Origin of the sequence: Curtobacterium sp. ER1/6, assembly GCF_001742745.1 — a bacterium.
GTDB lineage: Bacteria > Actinomycetota > Actinomycetes > Actinomycetales > Microbacteriaceae > Curtobacterium > Curtobacterium citri.
Genome location: NZ_MJAK01000004.1, coordinates 305,687 through 323,543 on the forward strand (window position 1 = coordinate 305,687; position 17,857 = coordinate 323,543).

Genomic DNA, 17,857 nt, shown 5'->3' on the forward strand with positions numbered 1-17,857 from the left:
GCGGTACCAGCCGGTACCGCACCTCCCGTCCGTCTCCCGGTCACCTCGGTGACCGCGACCCGCCTGCTAGCGCTGGCGCGCCTTCACGGCGCGGTCGTCCTCGACGACCGTGCCCACCGCGACGAGCGTCGTCGCGATCCACGCGACCCACGTCAGGGCCAGGCGCCAGTCGCGCGGACCCTGCCGCGTCGTCTGCAGCACGCTGTAGCCACTGATGATCGAACTCCACACCGCACCGCTGAACATGAACTTCCGCACGGGTTCCTCCTCCTGGTCGTCCCCGCCACGCTACCGGCCGCTACATTGGAGCGCCGCCGGTCGCCCTGCCGGGGCGCAGAGCGAGGAGACACCGTGCGTCAGGCCGTCATCGGGGGAGTGCTGCTCGTCGTCGGCGCGGTGTGCGTCGCGCTCGGGCTGCTGCCCCTGGCCGACCTCGCCACGCTCGCCGAGCGCGTCGTCCCGGTGCTCGCGTTCGTCCTCGGGCTGACGATCGTGTCGGAGCTCGCCGCCGACGCCGGGGTCTTCGACCGGCTCGCCGACCTCGCCGCGCGGATCGGCGGCGGCCGGACCATCGGGCTCTGGGTCGCGGTCGTCGTGCTCGCCGTCGTGTGCACCGTGTTCCTGAGCATCGACACGACCGCGGTGCTCCTCACCCCGATCGTCATCACGCTCGCCCGCCGCGTCGGGTTGCCGCCGATGCCCTTCGCGCTCACGACGGTGTGGCTGGCGAACACGGCGTCGCTGCTGCTCCCGGTGTCGAACCTGACGAACCTGCTCGCGGTCGACAGGATCGGACTCGACGGGCCGATCCCGTTCGCCGGGCTCATGGTCTGGGCGGCGCTCGCCGGGGTCGTCGTGCCGTGCGCCGTGCTCCTCGTGGTGTTCCGCGGGAAGCTGTTCGGCCGGTACACGCCCGTGGAGCTCCGTCGTCCGCGCGACCCGGTGTCCTTCTGGGCGGCCTCGGCGGTGCTCGTCGCCCTCGTCGTCGCCCTGACCGCGGGTGTCACGGTGTGGATCGCCGCCCTCGTCGCGGCCGCGCTCCTCGTCGTGGTCGCAGCCGTCCGGTCGCCGGCCGAGCTCCGGCCGTCCCGCGTCCCGTGGTCGACGCTCGTCTTCGCCGCCGGGCTGTTCGTGGTCGTCGAGACCCTGCACACGACCGGCCTCACCGACCCGATCGTGCACGCGCTGTCCGGCGGCACCGACACCGGTTCGCTCCTGCTCCTCGGCGGCGCGGGCGGGGTCGCCGCCAACGCGATCGACAACCTGCCCGCGTACCTGGTGCTCGAGCCGGCGGCCGGGCACGAGGCACTCCGCTACGCCGCGCTCCTCGTCGGCGTCAACGCCGGGTGCCTGATCACCCCGTGGGCCTCGCTCGCGACGCTGCTCTGGCACGCCCGCCTGGCGTCCGAGGGCGTGCACCTGTCGTGGGGGCGCTACATGGCGCTCGGCTGCGTCGTCGCCCCGCTCACGGTCGTCGCCGGCGTGCTGGCGCTGCAGCTCTGAGACGGGTCGGCTACAGCCAGTCCTTGCTCTTGAACACGCGGTAGAGCACGAGCGACGTCGCGACGATGAGCGACACCGAGGCGAGCAGGCCGCTCCAGTGCCCCTCGCCCGGGAACGTCACGTTCTGCCCGAAGAACCCGGTGATCGCCGTCGGGATCGCGATGATCGCCGCCCAGCTCGTCACCTTCTTCATGACCGTGTTCTGCCGGTTCGAGGCCAGGTTGAGGTTCGTGTCGAGAACGCTCGACACGGCGTCGCGGAGCTGCTCGACCGAATCGGCGATCGAGACGAGGTGGTCCTCGACGTCACGGAAGTACGGACGGATGCCGTCCGCGATCGTCTCGGCGTCGCCGTGCAGCAGGGACCCGACGCTGTCCCGCGTGGGGACGACCTGTCGGCGGAGCACCCCGAGGGCCTTCCGGAGCCGGAACGACCGCCGCTGGATCTGCTGCTCGCGCGGGTTCCCGTGCTCGAACAGGTCGTCCTCGAGGTCGTCGATCCGCGCGCCGATGTCCTCCACCGCGCTCGTGGCGTGGTCGACCACGGCGTCGAGGAGCCCCCAGACCAGCCACGGCACCCCGCGGTCGGCGAGGTCGGCGTTCGCGTCGAGGCGCCGCTCGACGGCACCGAGGTCCACCTCGGGCCCGTGGATCGTGACGAGCGCGCGGTGCGTGACGAACGCCTTGACCTCGTGCGTGACGAGCTCGCCGTCGTCGTCGAGGCCCTGCACGTCGTAGACCACCAGGAACAGGCTGTCGCGGTAGCGGTCGAGCTTCGGTCGCTGGCCGCGCTCGAGGGCGTCCTCGACGGCGAGCACGTGCACGCCGAGCTCGTCCTCGACCTGGTCGAGGTCGTCGGGGCCCGGGTCGACGTGGTCGACCCACACGAAGGTGCCGTCGTCGTGCTCGAGGAGGTCGGAGACCCGGTCGACCGGGAAGTCCCGCTCCACCGCGGTGCCGTCCCGCCACGCCCGTGTCATGACCATGCGGACGAGACTACTGGCGGCGTCCCGGGAGCCCGACGCGTGCACGCTGGTACCGTCGGCGACGATCCCGGCGCTCGAGCCGGGGGGAACGGAGACCCCACCACCCCATGGCAGCAGACACCGACCCCGACCGGTACGCCTTCGTCGTCGCCTCGAACCGCCTCCCCGTGGACCGCGTCGTCGACGAGGACGGCAACGAGGGGTGGCGGCACTCGCCCGGCGGGCTCGTGACGGCCCTCGAGCCCGTCATGCGCGCCAACGACGGCGCGTGGGTCGGTTGGGTCGGCCAGCCCGACGTCGAGGTCGCCCCGTTCGACAACGAGGGCATCCACATCGTGCCGGTGCCGCTGAGCGCCGACGACGTCGAGGAGTACTACGAGGGCTTCAGCAACGACACGCTCTGGCCGCTCTACCACGACGTCATCGAGCACCCGAGCTACCACCGCGACTGGTGGAACGCCTACAAGCGGGTCAACGAGCGGTTCGCCACGCAGATCGCCGAGATCGTCGAGCAGGACGGCGTGGTCTGGGTGCAGGACTACCAGCTCCAGCTCCTGCCGGCACTGCTCCGCGCGAAGCGGCCGGACCTGACGATCGGCTTCTTCAACCACATCCCGTTCCCGCCCGTCGGCATCTACGCCCAGCTGCCGTGGCGCGCACAGATCCTCGACGGCCTGCTCGGCGCCGACGTCATCGGGTTCCAGCGCCAGGACGACGCGGCCGACTTCCTCCGCGCCGTGCGGCACATCAAGGGCTACACGACCAAGGGCTCGACGATCGACGTGCCCGTCGACGACCCGGCCGCACCGCGCAGCCGCAAGGGCATCACGGTCCGTCACGTCGAGGCGCGGCACTTCCCCATCTCGATCGACGCCGAGAGCTTCGAGGAGATCGCCCACCGTCCCGAGGTGCAGGCCCGGGCGCGCGAGATCCGCGAGAGCCTCGGCAACCCGACGACCGTGCTCCTCGGGGTCGACCGTCTCGACTACACGAAGGGCATCCGCCACCGCATCAAGGCGTTCGGCGAGCTCGTCGAGGACGGCCGCATCGCGGTCGAGGACGCCACGCTCGTGCAGGTCGCGAGCCCGAGCCGAGAGCGCGTCGACACCTACGCGGCGCTCCGCGACGAGATCGAGCTGACAGTCGGCCGGATCAACGGCGACCTCGGCGTCATCGGCCACCAGCCGATCGCGTACCTGCACCACGGGTACCCGCGCGAGGAGATGGTCGCGCTCTACCTGGCCGCCGACATCATGCTCGTCACGGCCCTCCGCGACGGCATGAACCTCGTCGCGAAGGAGTACGTCGCCGCCCGCTTCGACAACGACGGCGTCCTGATCCTGTCCGAGTTCGCCGGCGCCGCCGACGAGCTCAAGCAGGCCGTCATCGTCAACCCGCACGACATCGGCGCGCTGAAGGACTCGATCCAGCGCGCGATCGAGATGCCCCGACGCGAGCGCTCCACGCGCATGCGGGCGCTCCGGAAGCGCGTCCGCGACAACGACGTGGCCCGGTGGTCCCGCTCGTTCCTCGAGGCGCTCGACCGGCACGCCCCGCGCGGGTCGAGGATCGACCCGTCCGACGACGGCGGCGAGCGGCACCGCGAGGCGGAGGACGACGGCATGTCGATCTTCGACCAGGACGCGCAGAAGGCGCGCGCCGCCGAGGACACCCGGGAGGCGCGGGGTGCCTGAGGTCTCCACCGACCCGGCCGTCCTGACGGCGGCCCTCGAGACGCTCGCGGCTGCGCCGCGACTGCTCGTCGCCCTCGACTTCGACGGCACGCTCGCCCCCTTCGCCGACGACCCCGCGCAGGTCGGCGCGCTCCCGGGCTCGTGGGCGGCCGTCCTCACGCTGCAGCGCGCCGCCGACACCGAAGTCGTCCTGGTCTCCGGTCGACCGCTCGAGGGCCTCGCGCGGGTGTCGTACGCGCCCGACGGGATGGCGCTGGTCGGCTCGCACGGCGTCGAGTGGCGCGTCGACGGCCACGACGAGGCCGCCCTGAGCGAGGAGGAGCTCGCCCGGGTCGCCCGCGTCGGCGCCGCGCTCGACGAGGTCGGCACCCGCTTCCCCGACGTGGTGATCGAGCACAAGCCCGCCGGGCACGGCGTCCACACCCGCCGGGCGAGCCCGGAGGACGCGGCCGCGGCGAACGCGGCCGCACACGCGGCGGCGCACGAGGCCGACCCCGACGTGCTCGAACGCGGCGGCAAGGACATCCTCGAGTTCGCCGTGCGACACGTCACGAAGGGCGACGCGGTCGACCGACTGCGCGAGCTCCGCGGTGCGGACGCGGTGTTCTTCGCCGGCGACGACGTCACCGACGAGGACGCCTTCCGCGTGCTCCGCGACGGCGACGTCGGCGTGAAGGTGGGGGAGGGCGACACGCTCGCCGGTCACCGCGTCACGGACCCGGCGGCCCTCACCGACGTCCTGAAGCAGCTCGCGCGTCTGCGCGCCACGCGCTGACGACCCGGCCCCGCGCCTCCCGTCCGCGCAACGGTGTCCGGGTGGTATCCCAACTGGTCCTAGACTGCCTCCATGCCTGACATCGACGTGAAGCCGCGCAGCCGGGTCGTCACCGACGGGATCGAAGCGACCACCTCGCGTGGCATGCTCCGGGCCGTCGGCATGGGCGACGCAGACTGGGACAAGCCGCAGATCGGGATCGCGTCCTCCTGGAACGAGATCACCCCCTGCAACCTCTCGCTCGACCGCCTCGCGCAGGGCGCGAAGGAGGGCGTGCACTCCGGCGGCGGGTACCCGCTGCAGTTCGGCACCATCTCCGTCTCCGACGGCATCTCGATGGGCCACGAGGGCATGCACTTCTCGCTCGTGTCGCGCGAGGTCATCGCCGACAGCGTCGAGACCGTCGTGAACGCCGAGCGCCTGGACGGCACCGTCCTGCTCGCCGGCTGCGACAAGTCGCTGCCGGGCATGCTCATGGCCGCGGCGCGCCTCGACCTCGCGAGCGTCTTCCTCTACGCGGGGTCGGTCATGCCGGGCTACGTGAAGCAGGCCGACGGCTCCTTCAAGGAGGTCACGATCATCGACTCCTTCGAGGGCGTCGGGGCGTGCAAGGCCGGCACGATGACCGAGGCCGAGCTCAAGGAGATCGAGTGCGCGATCGTCCCGGGCGAGGGCGCCTGCGGCGGGATGTACACGGCGAACACCATGGCGAGCGTCGCCGAGGCCCTCGGCATGTCGCTGCCGGGCTCCGCCGCGCCGCCGAGCGCAGACCGTCGTCGTGACTACTACGCGCGCCGCTCCGGCGAGGCCGTGGTGAACATGCTGCGCCTCGGCCTCACCGCCCGGCAGATCCTGACGAAGGAGGCGTTCGAGAACGCCATCGCCGTCGCGATGGCGCTCGGAGGCTCGACCAACGTCGTCCTGCACCTCCTCGCGATCGCGCACGAGGCCGAGGTCGAGCTGAGCCTCGACGACTTCAACCGGATCGGCTCGAAGGTCCCGCACCTGGCCGACATGAAGCCGTTCGGCAAGTACGTCATGGTCGACGTCGACCGCAACGGCGGCATCCCGGTGATCATGAAGGCGCTGCTCGAGGCCGGCCTGCTGCACGGCGACGTGATGACCGTCACCGGCAAGACCCTCGCCGAGAACCTGGCCGAGATCGACCCGCCGGAGCTCGACGGCGAGGTCTTCCGGAAGCTCGACAACCCGATCCACGAGACCGGAGGGCTGACGATCCTCAAGGGCTCCTTCGCGCCCGACGGCGCCGTCGTGAAGACCGCCGGCTTCGACGCCGCAGTGTTCGAGGGCCCCGCGCGGGTGTTCGACCGCGAGCGTGCCGCGATGGACGCCCTCACCGAGGGTCAGATTCAGAAGGGCGACGTGGTGGTCATCCGCTACGAGGGTCCGAAGGGCGGCCCCGGCATGCGCGAGATGCTCGCCATCACCGCGGCCATCAAGGGCGCGGGCCTCGGCAAGGATGTACTACTCTTGACGGACGGGCGATTCTCAGGCGGCACAACCGGCCTGTGCATCGGCCACATCGCACCGGAAGCCGTGGACGCAGGTCCAGTGGCATTCGTGCGCGATGGCGACCGCATCCGTGTCGACATCGCGGCTCGCTCGCTCGACCTACTGGTCGACGACGCCGAGCTGGAGGCCCGCCGAGCAGGCTGGGCCCCGCTGCCCCCGCGCTACACCCGCGGAGTCCTCGCGAAGTTCGCGAAGCTCGTCCAGTCCGCCGCCAAAGGGGCGGTCACGGGCTAGCGTCGACACGTTCGAACCGCCATCCCTCCAGGCAAGGAACACCTCATGCCCACGGAAGCCACTCCGCTGTCCGCGGCCGCCGGTGCACGCCGGTCGCCGGAGATCCTGACCGGCTCGGGAGCCGTCCTCCGGACGCTCGAGCACCTCGGGATCACCGACGTCTTCGGCCTGCCCGGCGGCGCCATCATCCCGTTCTACGACGAGCTGATGGCGTCCACGACCATCCGCCACGTCCTCGTGCGCCACGAGCAGGGCGCCGGCCACGCCGCCGAGGGCTACGCCTCGTCGTCCGGCAAGGTCGGCGTCGCCATCGCCACGTCCGGTCCGGGGGCGACGAACCTCGTCACCGCGATCGCCGACGCCTACATGGACTCGGTGCCGTTCATCGCCATCACCGGGCAGGTGTTCTCGACCCTGATGGGGACGGACGCCTTCCAGGAGGCCGACATCGTCGGGATCACGATGCCGATCACGAAGCACTCGTTCCTCGTGACCGACCCGGCCGACATCCCGGCGACCCTCGCGGCCGCCCACCAGATCGCGACGACGGGGCGCCCGGGTCCGGTGCTCGTCGACATCACGAAGGACGCCCAGCAGAAGTCGGCGCCCTACGTCTGGCCGCCGAAGATCGACCTGCCCGGCTACCGGCCGGTCACGAAGGCGCACGGCAAGCAGATCACCGCGGCGGCGCAGCTGCTGGCGGACGCCGAGCGTCCGGTGCTGTACGTCGGCGGCGGCGTGGTCCGCTCCGGCGCGTCCGCCGAGCTCCTGCGCTTCGCCGAGGCCACCGGGGCCCCGGTGGTCACGACCCTGATGGCGCGCGGGGCCTTCCCGGACTCGCACCAGCAGCACCTCGGCATGCCGGGCATGCACGGCACGGTGCCCGCGGTCCTCGGGCTGCAGGACAGCGACCTCATCATCGCCCTCGGTGCCCGGTTCGACGACCGGGTGACCGGCAAGGCCGACGAGTTCGCGCCCGGTGCCAAGGTCGTGCACGTGGACATCGACCCCGCGGAGATCTCGAAGATCCGCTACGCCGACGTCCCGATCGTGGGCGACGCCCGCGAGGTCCTCGTCGACCTGCTCGAGGCCTGGGACGACGTGCCGGCGGACCAGCGCGCCGACACGAGCGCCTGGTGGGCGAAGCTCGACCAGCTCCGCGAGGACTTCCCGCTCGGGTACGCCGAGCCGACCGACGGGCTGCTCGCGCCGCAGGCGATCATCCGCCGCATCGGTGAGCTGACCGGTCCCGAGGGCGTCTACGCCTCGGGCGTCGGCCAGCACCAGATGTGGTCCGCGCAGTTCATCCGGTACGAGCGGCCGAACGCGTGGCTCAACTCCGGCGGCGCCGGCACCATGGGCTACTCCGTGCCCGCGGCGATGGGTGCGAAGGTCGCCCAGCCGGACCGCGTGGTGTGGGCGATCGACGGCGACGGCTGCTTCCAGATGACGAACCAGGAGCTCGCGACCTGCGTCATCAACGACATCCCGATCAAGGTCGCGATCATCAACAACTCGTCGCTCGGCATGGTGCGGCAGTGGCAGACCCTGTTCTACGACGGCCGCCACTCGTTCACCGACCTCGAGACGGGGCACCAGAGCCGTCGCGTGCCGGACTTCGTGAAGCTCGCCGACGCGTACGGTGCCCTCGGCATCCGCGTCGAGCGCGCCGACCAGGTCGACGACGCGATCAAGCTCGCCCTCGAGACGAACGACCGCCCCGTGGTGATCGACTTCGTCGTGAGCCGCGACTCGATGGTGTGGCCGATGGTCCCGCAGGGGGTCGGCAACTCCTCGATCGAGTACGCCCGCGACCACGCGCCCAGCTGGGACGTCGAGGACGCCGACATGACCGGAGACCCCGCATGAGCCACGTCCTCTCCCTGCTCGTCGAGGACAAGCCGGGTCTGCTGACGCGCGTCGCCGGACTGTTCGCCCGTCGCGGCTTCAACATCGAGTCGCTCGCCGTCGGCGGCACCGAGGTCGAGGGCCTGTCCCGGATCACGGTCGTCGTCGACGTCGAGGACCTGCCGTTGGAGCAGGTGACGAAGCAGCTCAACAAGCTCGTCAACGTGATCAAGATCGTCGAGCTCGACTTCTCGCAGTCCGTGCAGCGCGAGCACATGCTCGTGAAGGTCCGCGTCGACAACCAGACCCGCTCGGCCGTGCTCGAGGCCGTGAACCTCTTCCGTGCGCAGGTCGTCGACGTGGCGACCGACTCGCTCATCGTCGAGGTGACGGGCGACCCGGGCAAGATCCAGGCGATCCTCCGGGTGCTCGAGCCCTACGGCGTCAAGGAGCTCGCCCGTGCGGGCCTGCTCGGCATGGGCCGCGGACCCAAGAGCATCACCGACCGCGTGCGCTGAGCACGCCCCAGACAACCACCGGAACCAAGGAGACACACCCTCGTGACTGACATCGTGTACGACGCCGACGCCGACCTGACGCTCATCCAGGGCAAGAAGGTCGCCGTCATCGGCTACGGCTCGCAGGGCCACGCCCACGCCCTCAACCTCCGCGACTCCGGCGTCGAGGTCAAGATCGGCCTCCAGGAGGGCTCGAAGAGCCGTCAGAAGGCCGAGGAGGCCGGCTTCGAGGTGCACACCCCGGCCGACGCCACCGCGTGGGCCGACGTCGTCGTCATCCTCGCGCCGGACCAGGTGCAGCGGATCGTCTACAAGGACGACATCGAGCCGAACCTCAAGCCGGGCGCGACGCTCGTCTTCGGCCACGGCTTCAACATCCGCTACGGCTACATCCAGGCGCCCGAGGGCGTCGACGTGTCGCTCGTCGCGCCGAAGGGCCCCGGCCACACCGTCCGTCGCGAGTACGAGGCCGGCCGTGGCGTCCCCGTCATCGTCGCGGTCGAGGTCGACGCCTCCGGCAGCGCCTGGGACCTCGCGTGGTCGTACTCGAAGGCCATCGGCGGCCTGCGCTCCGGCGGCATCAAGACGACCTTCACCGAGGAGACCGAGACCGACCTGTTCGGCGAGCAGGCCGTCCTCTGCGGTGGCACCTCGCAGCTGATCCAGTACGGCTTCGAGACCCTCGTCGAGGCGGGCTACCAGCCGCAGATCGCCTACTTCGAGGTCCTGCACGAGCTCAAGCTCATCGTCGACCTCATCTGGGAGGGCGGCCTCACGAAGCAGCGCTGGTCGATCTCCGACACCGCCGAGTTCGGTGACTACGTCTCCGGCCCGCGCGTGATCTCGCCCGAGGTCAAGGAGAACATGAAGGCGGTCCTGTCCGACATCCAGGACGGCACCTTCGCCAAGCGCTTCATCGAGGACCAGGACGCCGGCGCCCCGGAGTTCAAGGAGCTCCGCGCGAAGGGCGAGGGCCACCCGATCGAGGCCACCGGTCGCGAGCTCCGCGCGCTGTTCGCGTGGAAGTCGAACGACGCCGACTACGTGGACGGCTCGGCCGCGCGGTAGTCTGCGCAACGACCACTCGACGACGAGGCGGCGGTGCGGACGCACCGCCGCCTCGCGATGTGACCCGAACGACATGCACCTGTACCCCTCCTGCTCCAGCGCCGACGCCCGGCCCGACTCCGGCGTCCCCTCCGCACCCGTCGTCGCCGCACCGATGCTCGCGGGCCCGGTGTCCCGCGCCGTCACCCCCACCGGGGGGATGACGAGCGGTGGTCACGACCGGGTCCTCCGTCGTGGGAGGATCGTCGGATGGCGGTGACGAAGCGAGCGGTCCACATCGGCGCCGGCAAGATCGGGCGCGGGTTCGTGGGTCAGTTCCTGGTCGCGAGCGGCTACGAGCTCACCTTCGTCGACGTCGACGACCGTGTGGTCTCGGCGCTCGAGGAAGCCGGCCGCTTCGTCGTGCACGAGGTCGGCGAGCAGCCCGTCGAGCACCTGGTGCACGGCTTCCACGCCCTGAGCAGCAAGACCGACCGCGAGCGCGTGGTCCAGGCCATCGCCGAGGCGGACGTCGTCACGACGGCGGTCGGCGCCCGGACGCTCCCGCTCGTCGCCCCGGTCATCGCCGAGGGCCTCGCCGCCCGTCCGCTCGACCGCGGCGACGTCACGATCGTCGCCTGCGAGAACGCCTTCAACGCGACCGACTCGCTCCACGCGAGCATCCGACGCGCACCGATCCTCGAGGACCGCGACGTCGCGGCGGTCTTCGCGAACTGCGCGATCGACCGCATCGTGCCGGACCAGTCCGGGGTGCTCGGCCAGTCCGGCGGGCTCGACGTCGTGCTCGAGCCCTTCTACGAGTGGGTCATCGAGCGCACGCCGTTCGCGGACTCCGACGCCGAGCCGCCGCAGATCGACGGCGTGACCTGGGTCGACGACCTGCAGCCGTTCGTCGAGCGCAAGCTCTACACGGTGAACACCGCGCACGCGACCGCCGCCTACCACGGCACGGTCCGGGGCATCCGGCTCATCCGCGAGGCCCTGGAGGACCGCGAGGTCCGCGCCGAGGTCGACGGCGTCCTGTCCGAGACCACCGCGCTCCTCGTCGCCAAGCACGGCTTCGACCCGGCCGAGCACGCCCGCTACGTCGCGGCGAACCTGACCCGCATCGCGAACCCGCTGCTGCCCGACACGACCGTGCGGGTCGGCCGCAACCCGCTGCGGAAGCTCGGTCGCCGCGAGCGCTTCATCGGTCCGGCGTCGCAGCTCGCCGAACGGGGCATGCCGGTCGAGCACCTGCTCGGTGCCGTGCGGGTCGCCCTGGCCTTCGACGACGAGAACGACCCCGAGTCGATCGAGCTGCACGCGCTGCTGCGCTCCGGAGCCACCGCGCACGCGTTGACCGAGATCCTGACCGGCCTCATGGAGAGCCACCCGCTGTTCCCGGCGGTCCGCGACGTGGTCGCCGAGGTGCTCGAGACGCAGGCGGCCGACGTCTGACGGACGCCGGGCGTGGCGCCCGCCGTCGCGGGTCCCTCGTAGAATCGACGGCATGACCACGGCAGCATCCCCACCGGACGGGTCCGTCGACCACGACGACGAGGAAGCCCTCGCCTGGGGCGACGCCGACGACGCGACCCACGTCGACGCGGCCCACAACCCGGTCGCCGTCCGCGAACGCGGCGGCCGCGACCCCGAGACGCCGGAGACCTCGGGCGCCCTCGTCGGCTTCGGGGTGTTCGGCGGCCTCTACCTCCTCTACACGGTGGCCTGGCTCCTCACCGCGTCGACCGCGTACGTCGCCGACGTCGACACCGTGCTCACGGTCTTCGTCGAGGTGCTGCGCTTCCTGGCGATCGTCGCGCCCGCGCTCTGGTTCTCGGTCGTGCTGTGGGCCGGCCGCGGCCGCCGCACCCGCACCCGTCTGCTCTGGATGCTGCTCGGCGCCGTCGTGCTCTTCCCCTGGCCGTTCCTCATGACGAGGAGCTTCGGGTGACCGCCGCGACGCCGGCCGCACGCCGGACACCGTCGCCGCTGGTCGGACGGGTCGTCGTCTGGGTCGTCTTCGGTGCGCTGTTCACCTACATGACGGTGCAGAGCGTCGGCAACCTCGTCACCGTCTCGCAGTCGGTGCGCGCCTTCAACACCTTCCTCGAGACGACCTCCGGCGGCGACTCGCTGCAGCGCAGCACGCCGTGGGTCTGGCTCGTCCTCGACATCGCCATCGCGCCGGTCGCCTTCGCGATCGCCCTCTGGGCGACGCGGCGGTCGCGGCTCGCGGTGACCGTCGGCATCTTCGTGGTCGCGTTCGCGGCGGCGGGCGCGCTGTGGCTGGACCTGCAGCTCTTCGTCCCGCGTCTGCTCGACTTCTGACGCGACCACACCGGACGGACTGACGGACTGACCGACGGGAGGCGCGTGGCGCGCCCTCCGCGCGCCTCCCGTCCGTCATGTGGTCCCGCGCGGGACCGACGGTCCGGTCGTAACGGTCCCGTCGCGTCGATACGATGGACGGACACCGCCCGTCTCGTGTGAGGAACAGCAGCTGTGCCGAAGCCGGTCGTCCTGATCGCCGAAGAACTCTCGCCCGCCACCGTCGACGCCCTCGGGCCCGACTTCGAGATCCGGAACGTGGACGGCACCGACCGACCCGCCCTCCTGGCCTCCCTCGCCGACGCGCACGCCGTGCTGGTGCGTTCCGCCACCAGGATCGACGCCGAGGCGATCGCCGCCGCGCCGCAGCTCAAGGTCGTCGCCCGTGCGGGTGTCGGTCTCGACAACGTCGACATCAAGGCGGCCACGACCGCCGGTGTCATGGTCGTGAACGCGCCGACGTCGAACATCATCTCCGCCGCCGAGCTCACCGTCGGGCACATCCTGTCGCTCGCACGGCACATCCCGGCCGCGCACGCGTCGCTCGCCGCCGGTGCCTGGAAGCGGTCGTCCTACACGGGCGTCGAGCTGTACGAGAAGACCGTCGGCATCATCGGGCTCGGCCGGATCGGCGCGCTCATCACGCAGCGGCTGCAGGCCTTCGGGGTCTCGGTCATCGCGTACGACCCGTACGTCACCACCGCTCGCGCGCAGCAGCTCGGCGTCGAGCTCGTCTCGCTCGAGGACCTGCTCCGCCGAGCGGACTTCACCACCATCCACATGCCGAAGACGCCGGAGACGGTGGGCATGATCTCCGACGAGCAGTTCGCGCTGATGAAGCCGACCGCGTTCGTCGTGAACGTCGCGCGCGGCGGCCTGATCGACGAGGACGCGCTGCACCGTGCGCTCACCTCGGGTGCGATCGCCGGTGCCGGCCTCGACGTCTTCGTGTCCGAGCCGCCGAAGGACTCGCCCCTGGTGGCGCTGCCGAACGTCGTCGTGACGCCGCACCTCGGCGCCTCGACGGACGAGGCGCAGGAGAAGGCCGGCGTCTCGGTCGCGAAGTCGGTCCGGCTCGCCCTCGGCGGCGAGCTCGTGCCGGACGCCGTCAACGTCGCGGGCGGTGTCATCGACCCGTACGTGCGCCCGGGCATCCCGCTCATGGAGAAGCTCGGCCAGGTCTTCACCGGGCTCGCGACCTCCCCGGTCACGAGCATCGACGTCGAGGTGCACGGCGAGCTCGCGCAGTACGACGTCAGCGTCCTGAAGCTCGCGGCGCTGAAGGGCGTGTTCACCGACGTCGTCAGCGATCAGGTGTCCTACGTCAACGCGCCGCTCATCGCCGAGCAGCGCGGAGTGACCGTCCGGCTCATCACCGACGGGGAGAGCCCCGAGTACCGGAACCTGCTCACCATCCGCGGGGCACAGTCCGACGGTCCGGCGATCAGCGTGTCCGGCACGCTCACCGGCGCGAAGCAGGTCGAGAAGCTCGTCGAGATCAACGGCCACGACGTCGAGGTCGCCCTCGACGCGCACCACGTCGTGATGGTCTACACCGACCGCCCCGGCATCGTGGCGGTCTACGGCAAGGAGTTCGGCGAGGCCGGCATCAACATCGCCGCCATGCAGATCTCGCGGCGTGAGGCCGGCGGCCAGGCGCTCAGCGTCCTGACGGTCGACTCGCCCGTGCCCGCCGAGATCCTCGAGCACGTCCGCTCCACCATCGACGCGACCTCGCTCCGCGAGATCGACATCACGCTGTAGGGGAGTGACGGACGTGGCGCAGACGATCAAGCTCGCGGTGATCCGCGGCGACGGCATCGGCCCGGAGGTCGTGGACGAGGCGCTCAAGGTGCTGCACGCGGTCCTCCCGGCCGACCTCGTCGTCGAGGAGACCGCGTTCTCACTCGGCGCCGCGCGGTACCTGGAGACCGGGGACATCCTCACCGACGACGACATGGCGGCCGTCGCCGAGCACGACGCAATCCTGCTCGGCGCCGTCGGCGGTGACCCGCGCGACCCCCGGCTCGCCGGCGGGATCATCGAGCGCGGGCTCCTGCTGAAGCTGCGCTTCGCGTTCAACCACTACGTCAACCTCCGGCCGACGACGGTGTACTCGTCGGTGGCGAGCCCCCTCGCCGACCCGGGCGAGGTCGACTTCGTCGTCGTCCGGGAGGGCACGGAGGGCCCCTACGTCGGCAACGGCGGCGCGATCCGGGTGGGCACCCCGCACGAGATCGCGACCGAGGTGTCGATCAACACGGCGCACGGCGTGGAGCGGGTCGTGCGGTACGCCTTCGACCTGGCGTCGCGTCGTCCCCGGAAGCACCTCACGCTGGTGCACAAGAGCAACGTCCTGGTCAACGCCGGGGCCCTCTGGCAGCGGACCGTCGCGGCGGTCGCCGAGGAGCACCCGGACGTCACCGTCGACTACCAGCACGTCGACGCGGTCACCATCCACATGGTGCGCGAGCCCGGACGGTTCGACGTCATCGTCACCGACAACCTCTTCGGCGACATCATCACCGACCTCGCCGGCGCGATCAGCGGCGGCATCGGTCTGGCGGCGTCGGGGAACATCAACCCCGACGGCACCTTCCCCAGCATGTTCGAGCCGGTGCACGGTTCCGCGCCGGACATCGCGGGCCAGCAGGTCGCCGACCCGACCGCAGCCGTCCTGTCCGTCGCCCTGCTGCTCGACCACCTCGGTCGCGCGGACCTGGCGGCGGCCGTGACGCAGGCGGTCGAGGCGGACCTCGCGAGCCGGGGCACCACGCCGCGCAGCACGGCCGAGGTCGGCGACGCGATCGCCGCCGGGGCCGCAGCACGCACCACCACCGCCTGACAGGAGCCTTCCCCCGATGAGCAACGACACTGCGAGCACTGCCGACTTCGCCCTCGAGTTCGCGTCCACCCCGTCGCCCGAGCGCCGCGCGGCCGCCGAGCGCGAGGAGATCCTCGCCGACCCCGGCTTCGGCAAGCACTTCACCGACCACATGGCCACGGTCGAGTGGACGCTCGACGGGGGCTGGCACGACGCCGCGGTCCACGCCTACGGACCGCTCTCGCTCGACCCGAGCGCGAGCGTGTTCCACTACGCGCAGGAGATCTTCGAGGGCCTGAAGGCCTACCGGCACGCCGACGGCTCGGTCTGGTCCTTCCGCCCGGACGCCAACGCCCGTCGCTTCCAGCGTTCGGCGCGTCGGCTCGCGCTGCCCGAGCTCCCGGTCGAGGTCTTCGTCGAGTCGATCCGGCAGCTCGTGCGGACCGACGTCGACTGGGTGCCGTCGGCGCCCGAGACGAGCCTCTACCTCCGCCCGTTCATGATCGCGACCGAGTCCTTCCTCGGGGTGCGCGCGGCCCAGGCGGTCGCGTACCACTGCATCGCGAGCCCGGCGGGGGCGTACTTCACGTCGGGTCCGCAGCCCGTGTCGATCTGGCTGTCGACCCACTACGCCCGTGCCGCCCGTGGTGGGACCGGGGCGGCGAAGACCGGCGGCAACTACGCCGCGTCGCTGCTCCCGCAGCAGGAGGCGTACGAGCAGGGCTGCCAGCAGGTCATGTTCCTCGACTCCGAGGAGGGCCGGTACCTCGAGGAGCTCGGCGGCATGAACGTCGTCCTCGTGCAGGCCGACGGCACGCTCGTCACCCCCGACTCCGAGTCGATCCTCGAGGGGATCACCCGCGACTCGATCCTCCAGCTCGCCGAGGACCGCGGACTCCGGGTCGAGCGCCGCCGCGTCACGCTCGACGAGTGGCGTGACGGCGTGGCCGACGGATCGATCACCGAGGCGTTCGCGTGCGGGACGGCCGCGGTCGTCACGCCGATCGCCGAGCTGCGCGGCGAGGGGTTCACCATCACGCTGCCGACCGCCGGCGCCGGGGAGCTCACGATGTCCCTCCGCGAGGAACTCACCGACATCCAGTACGGCCGCCGTCCCGACCCGCACGGGTGGATGACGCAGCTGACCGAGCCGGCCTGAGCGCGGGATCGGTAGGGTCGAACGGTGAAGATCGCACGGTTCAGCAGCACGGGTGAAGACCCGCGGTACGGCATCCTCGACGAGCGCGACCTGGTCGTGCTCGCGGGGGACCCGATGTACCAGGGGTTCGAGACGACGGGGGAGCGGGTGCCGCTCGCCGACGCCAAGCTCCTCGCGCCGGTGATCCCGCGGTCGAAGGTGATCGGCGTGGGGCTCAACTACGCCGAGCACGCATCGGAGATGGACGAGCGGTCCGGTGACGACCCGGTCGTGTTCCTCAAGCCGAACACCTCGGTGATCGGTCCGGACGAACCCATCCGCCTCCCCGCCGACGTCGGCCGCGTCGACCACGAGGGCGAACTCGCCATCGTGATCGGCTCGCTCGCCAAGAACGTGCGCCGCGAGGACTTCGCCAGCGTCGTCCTCGGGTACACGATCGCGAACGACGTGACGGCCCGCGACCTGCAGGCTCGTGACGGTCAGTGGACCCGGGCGAAGGGGTTCGACACGTTCTGCCCGCTCGGTCCGGTCATCGAGACCGAGATCGACCCGTCGGACATCAGACTCGAGACCCGCGTCGACGGCGAACTCCGCCAGGCGGCGTCGACGAGCGAGATGGTGCACGACATCCCGACGCTCGTCGAGTTCGTGTCCTCCATCTGGACCCTGCTGCCGGGCGACGTCATCCTGACCGGGACCCCGGCCGGCGTCGGCCAGGTCCGTGACGGCGAGGTCGTCGAGGTCCTCATCGAGGGGATCGGCTCGCTCAAGAACCCGGTCATCGCCCGACACTGACCGCGTGCAGTCGTGCCGAACGGCCCGTTCCCCAGCAGGGGAGCGGGCCGTTCCTCGTCGGTCCCCTGCCGACCGATCACGTGCGACACGCCCGGGTGTCGGACCGGTTGGCCGAGCCCCCGGGGCGTGTGTAGAGTAATCACTCGTTGCCGCTGAGGCGGAGAACGGAACGGCCGAGACGGTCACCGGGTCATCGACCTGGAGATGCAGTCCGGACGGGGTCCCGCTCGGCAACGAACCCCACCACGACAGTGAACCGCATGGTTCGGTCTCGTGGTGTCGAGACACCAAGCCCCTCTGGCGGAGCTCCTGATGGAGTCGAGTGGGGGGTGCGTCTGGTCCTTGAGAACTCAACAGCGTGCACATTGTCAATGCCAATTTTTTGACCCCGTTGCCTTCGCTTGTGGAGGTACGGAGACAATTCCTTTTGGATTGAATTGATTGTCAGTAGACAGTCTTTACAGTCAGTTTCAACTCGGTTCGGCGCTCTTCGGGGTGTCGGATCTGTAATTTTTTTACGGAGAGTTTGATCCTGGCTCAGGACGAACGCTGGCGGCGTGCTTAACACATGCAAGTCGAACGATGATCAGGAGCTTGCTCCTGTGATT

At 70.8% G+C, this 17,857-nt stretch carries 17 protein-coding genes and 1 rRNA gene; 16 read left to right on the forward strand and 2 right to left on the reverse strand.

Going from position 1 to position 17,857, the window contains the following annotated elements:
- Positions 1-66: 66 nt before the first annotated feature.
- Positions 67-258 (reverse strand): hypothetical protein, encoded by a 192-nt coding sequence (locus Cus16_RS09070; RefSeq protein WP_069712291.1) that lies wholly within the window; start codon positions 256-258, stop codon positions 67-69.
- A 93-nt stretch (positions 259-351) separates the two neighbouring features.
- Between Cus16_RS09070 and Cus16_RS09075 the strand changes: the two genes are divergently transcribed.
- Entirely contained in the window at positions 352-1,503 is a 1,152-nt protein-coding gene (locus Cus16_RS09075) for an SLC13 family permease (protein ID WP_069712292.1), read from the forward strand.
- Positions 1,504-1,513: 10 nt separating this feature from the next.
- Here Cus16_RS09075 and Cus16_RS09080 read toward each other — a convergent pair whose 3' ends face one another.
- Positions 1,514-2,488, reverse strand: a complete 975-nt coding sequence (locus tag Cus16_RS09080) for a magnesium transporter CorA family protein (RefSeq protein ID WP_069712293.1) — start codon at positions 2,486-2,488, stop codon at positions 1,514-1,516.
- A gap of 107 nt (positions 2,489-2,595) precedes the next feature.
- On the opposite strand from Cus16_RS09080, the gene otsA reads away from it, so the two are divergent.
- From otsA to Cus16_RS09155, 15 genes are all read left to right on the forward strand, one after another.
- Positions 2,596-4,182 carry an alpha,alpha-trehalose-phosphate synthase (UDP-forming) gene (otsA, locus tag Cus16_RS09085; protein WP_069712294.1) on the forward strand — a complete coding sequence of 529 codons (1,587 nt, stop codon included), beginning with the start codon at positions 2,596-2,598 and terminating at the stop codon, positions 4,180-4,182.
- On the forward strand, positions 4,175-4,957 hold the full coding sequence (otsB, locus tag Cus16_RS09090; protein ID WP_069712295.1) for a trehalose-phosphatase: 783 nt from the start codon (positions 4,175-4,177) through the stop codon (positions 4,955-4,957). The genes otsA and otsB overlap by 8 nt, the downstream gene beginning before the upstream one ends.
- A 72-nt stretch (positions 4,958-5,029) precedes the next feature.
- A complete protein-coding gene (gene ilvD / locus Cus16_RS09095) occupies positions 5,030-6,724 on the forward strand; it encodes a dihydroxy-acid dehydratase (protein ID WP_069712296.1) in 1,695 nt (564 codons plus the stop codon).
- Positions 6,725-6,769: 45 nt separating this feature from the next.
- The gene (locus tag Cus16_RS09100; protein ID WP_069712297.1) at positions 6,770-8,593 is read left to right on the forward strand and encodes an acetolactate synthase large subunit; all 1,824 of its coding nucleotides are present in this window, start codon (positions 6,770-6,772) and stop codon (positions 8,591-8,593) included.
- Positions 8,590-9,090 (forward strand): acetolactate synthase small subunit, encoded by a 501-nt coding sequence (ilvN, locus tag Cus16_RS09105; protein ID WP_066654921.1) that lies wholly within the window; start codon positions 8,590-8,592, stop codon positions 9,088-9,090. The genes Cus16_RS09100 and ilvN overlap by 4 nt, the downstream gene beginning before the upstream one ends.
- 42 nt (positions 9,091-9,132) lie before the next feature.
- On the forward strand, positions 9,133-10,158 hold the full coding sequence (gene ilvC / locus Cus16_RS09110; RefSeq protein WP_069712298.1) for a ketol-acid reductoisomerase: 1,026 nt from the start codon (positions 9,133-9,135) through the stop codon (positions 10,156-10,158).
- Between the two features lie 73 nt (positions 10,159-10,231).
- Positions 10,232-10,417, forward strand: a complete 186-nt coding sequence (locus Cus16_RS16650) for a hypothetical protein (protein WP_069712299.1) — start codon at positions 10,232-10,234, stop codon at positions 10,415-10,417.
- Complete coding sequence (locus Cus16_RS09120; RefSeq protein WP_069712300.1) at positions 10,408-11,598, forward strand: mannitol-1-phosphate 5-dehydrogenase; 1,191 nt, start codon at positions 10,408-10,410, stop codon at positions 11,596-11,598. Before Cus16_RS16650 ends, Cus16_RS09120 begins: the two co-directional genes overlap by 10 nt.
- A gap of 52 nt (positions 11,599-11,650) precedes the next feature.
- A complete protein-coding gene (locus tag Cus16_RS09125; RefSeq protein ID WP_069712301.1) occupies positions 11,651-12,094 on the forward strand; it encodes a hypothetical protein in 444 nt (147 codons plus the stop codon).
- Positions 12,091-12,471, forward strand: a complete 381-nt coding sequence (locus Cus16_RS09130; RefSeq protein WP_069712302.1) for a hypothetical protein — start codon at positions 12,091-12,093, stop codon at positions 12,469-12,471. The genes Cus16_RS09125 and Cus16_RS09130 overlap by 4 nt, the downstream gene beginning before the upstream one ends.
- 174 nt (positions 12,472-12,645) lie before the next feature.
- The gene (serA, locus tag Cus16_RS09135; RefSeq protein WP_069712303.1) at positions 12,646-14,235 is read left to right on the forward strand and encodes a phosphoglycerate dehydrogenase; all 1,590 of its coding nucleotides are present in this window, start codon (positions 12,646-12,648) and stop codon (positions 14,233-14,235) included.
- A gap of 13 nt (positions 14,236-14,248) precedes the next feature.
- Complete coding sequence (locus Cus16_RS09140) at positions 14,249-15,316, forward strand: 3-isopropylmalate dehydrogenase (RefSeq protein WP_069712362.1); 1,068 nt, start codon at positions 14,249-14,251, stop codon at positions 15,314-15,316.
- Positions 15,317-15,332: 16 nt separating this feature from the next.
- Positions 15,333-16,454: a branched-chain amino acid aminotransferase gene (locus Cus16_RS09145; RefSeq protein WP_069712304.1), complete on the forward strand. Its 1,122-nt coding sequence runs from the start codon at positions 15,333-15,335 to the stop codon at positions 16,452-16,454.
- Positions 16,455-16,478: 24 nt separating this feature from the next.
- Positions 16,479-17,249, forward strand: coding sequence for a fumarylacetoacetate hydrolase family protein (locus tag Cus16_RS09150; RefSeq protein ID WP_069712305.1), 771 nt, complete (start codon positions 16,479-16,481; stop codon positions 17,247-17,249).
- A 514-nt stretch (positions 17,250-17,763) separates the two neighbouring features.
- Positions 17,764-17,857: ribosomal RNA gene (locus tag Cus16_RS09155) — 16S ribosomal RNA — on the forward strand; the annotation flags it as partial.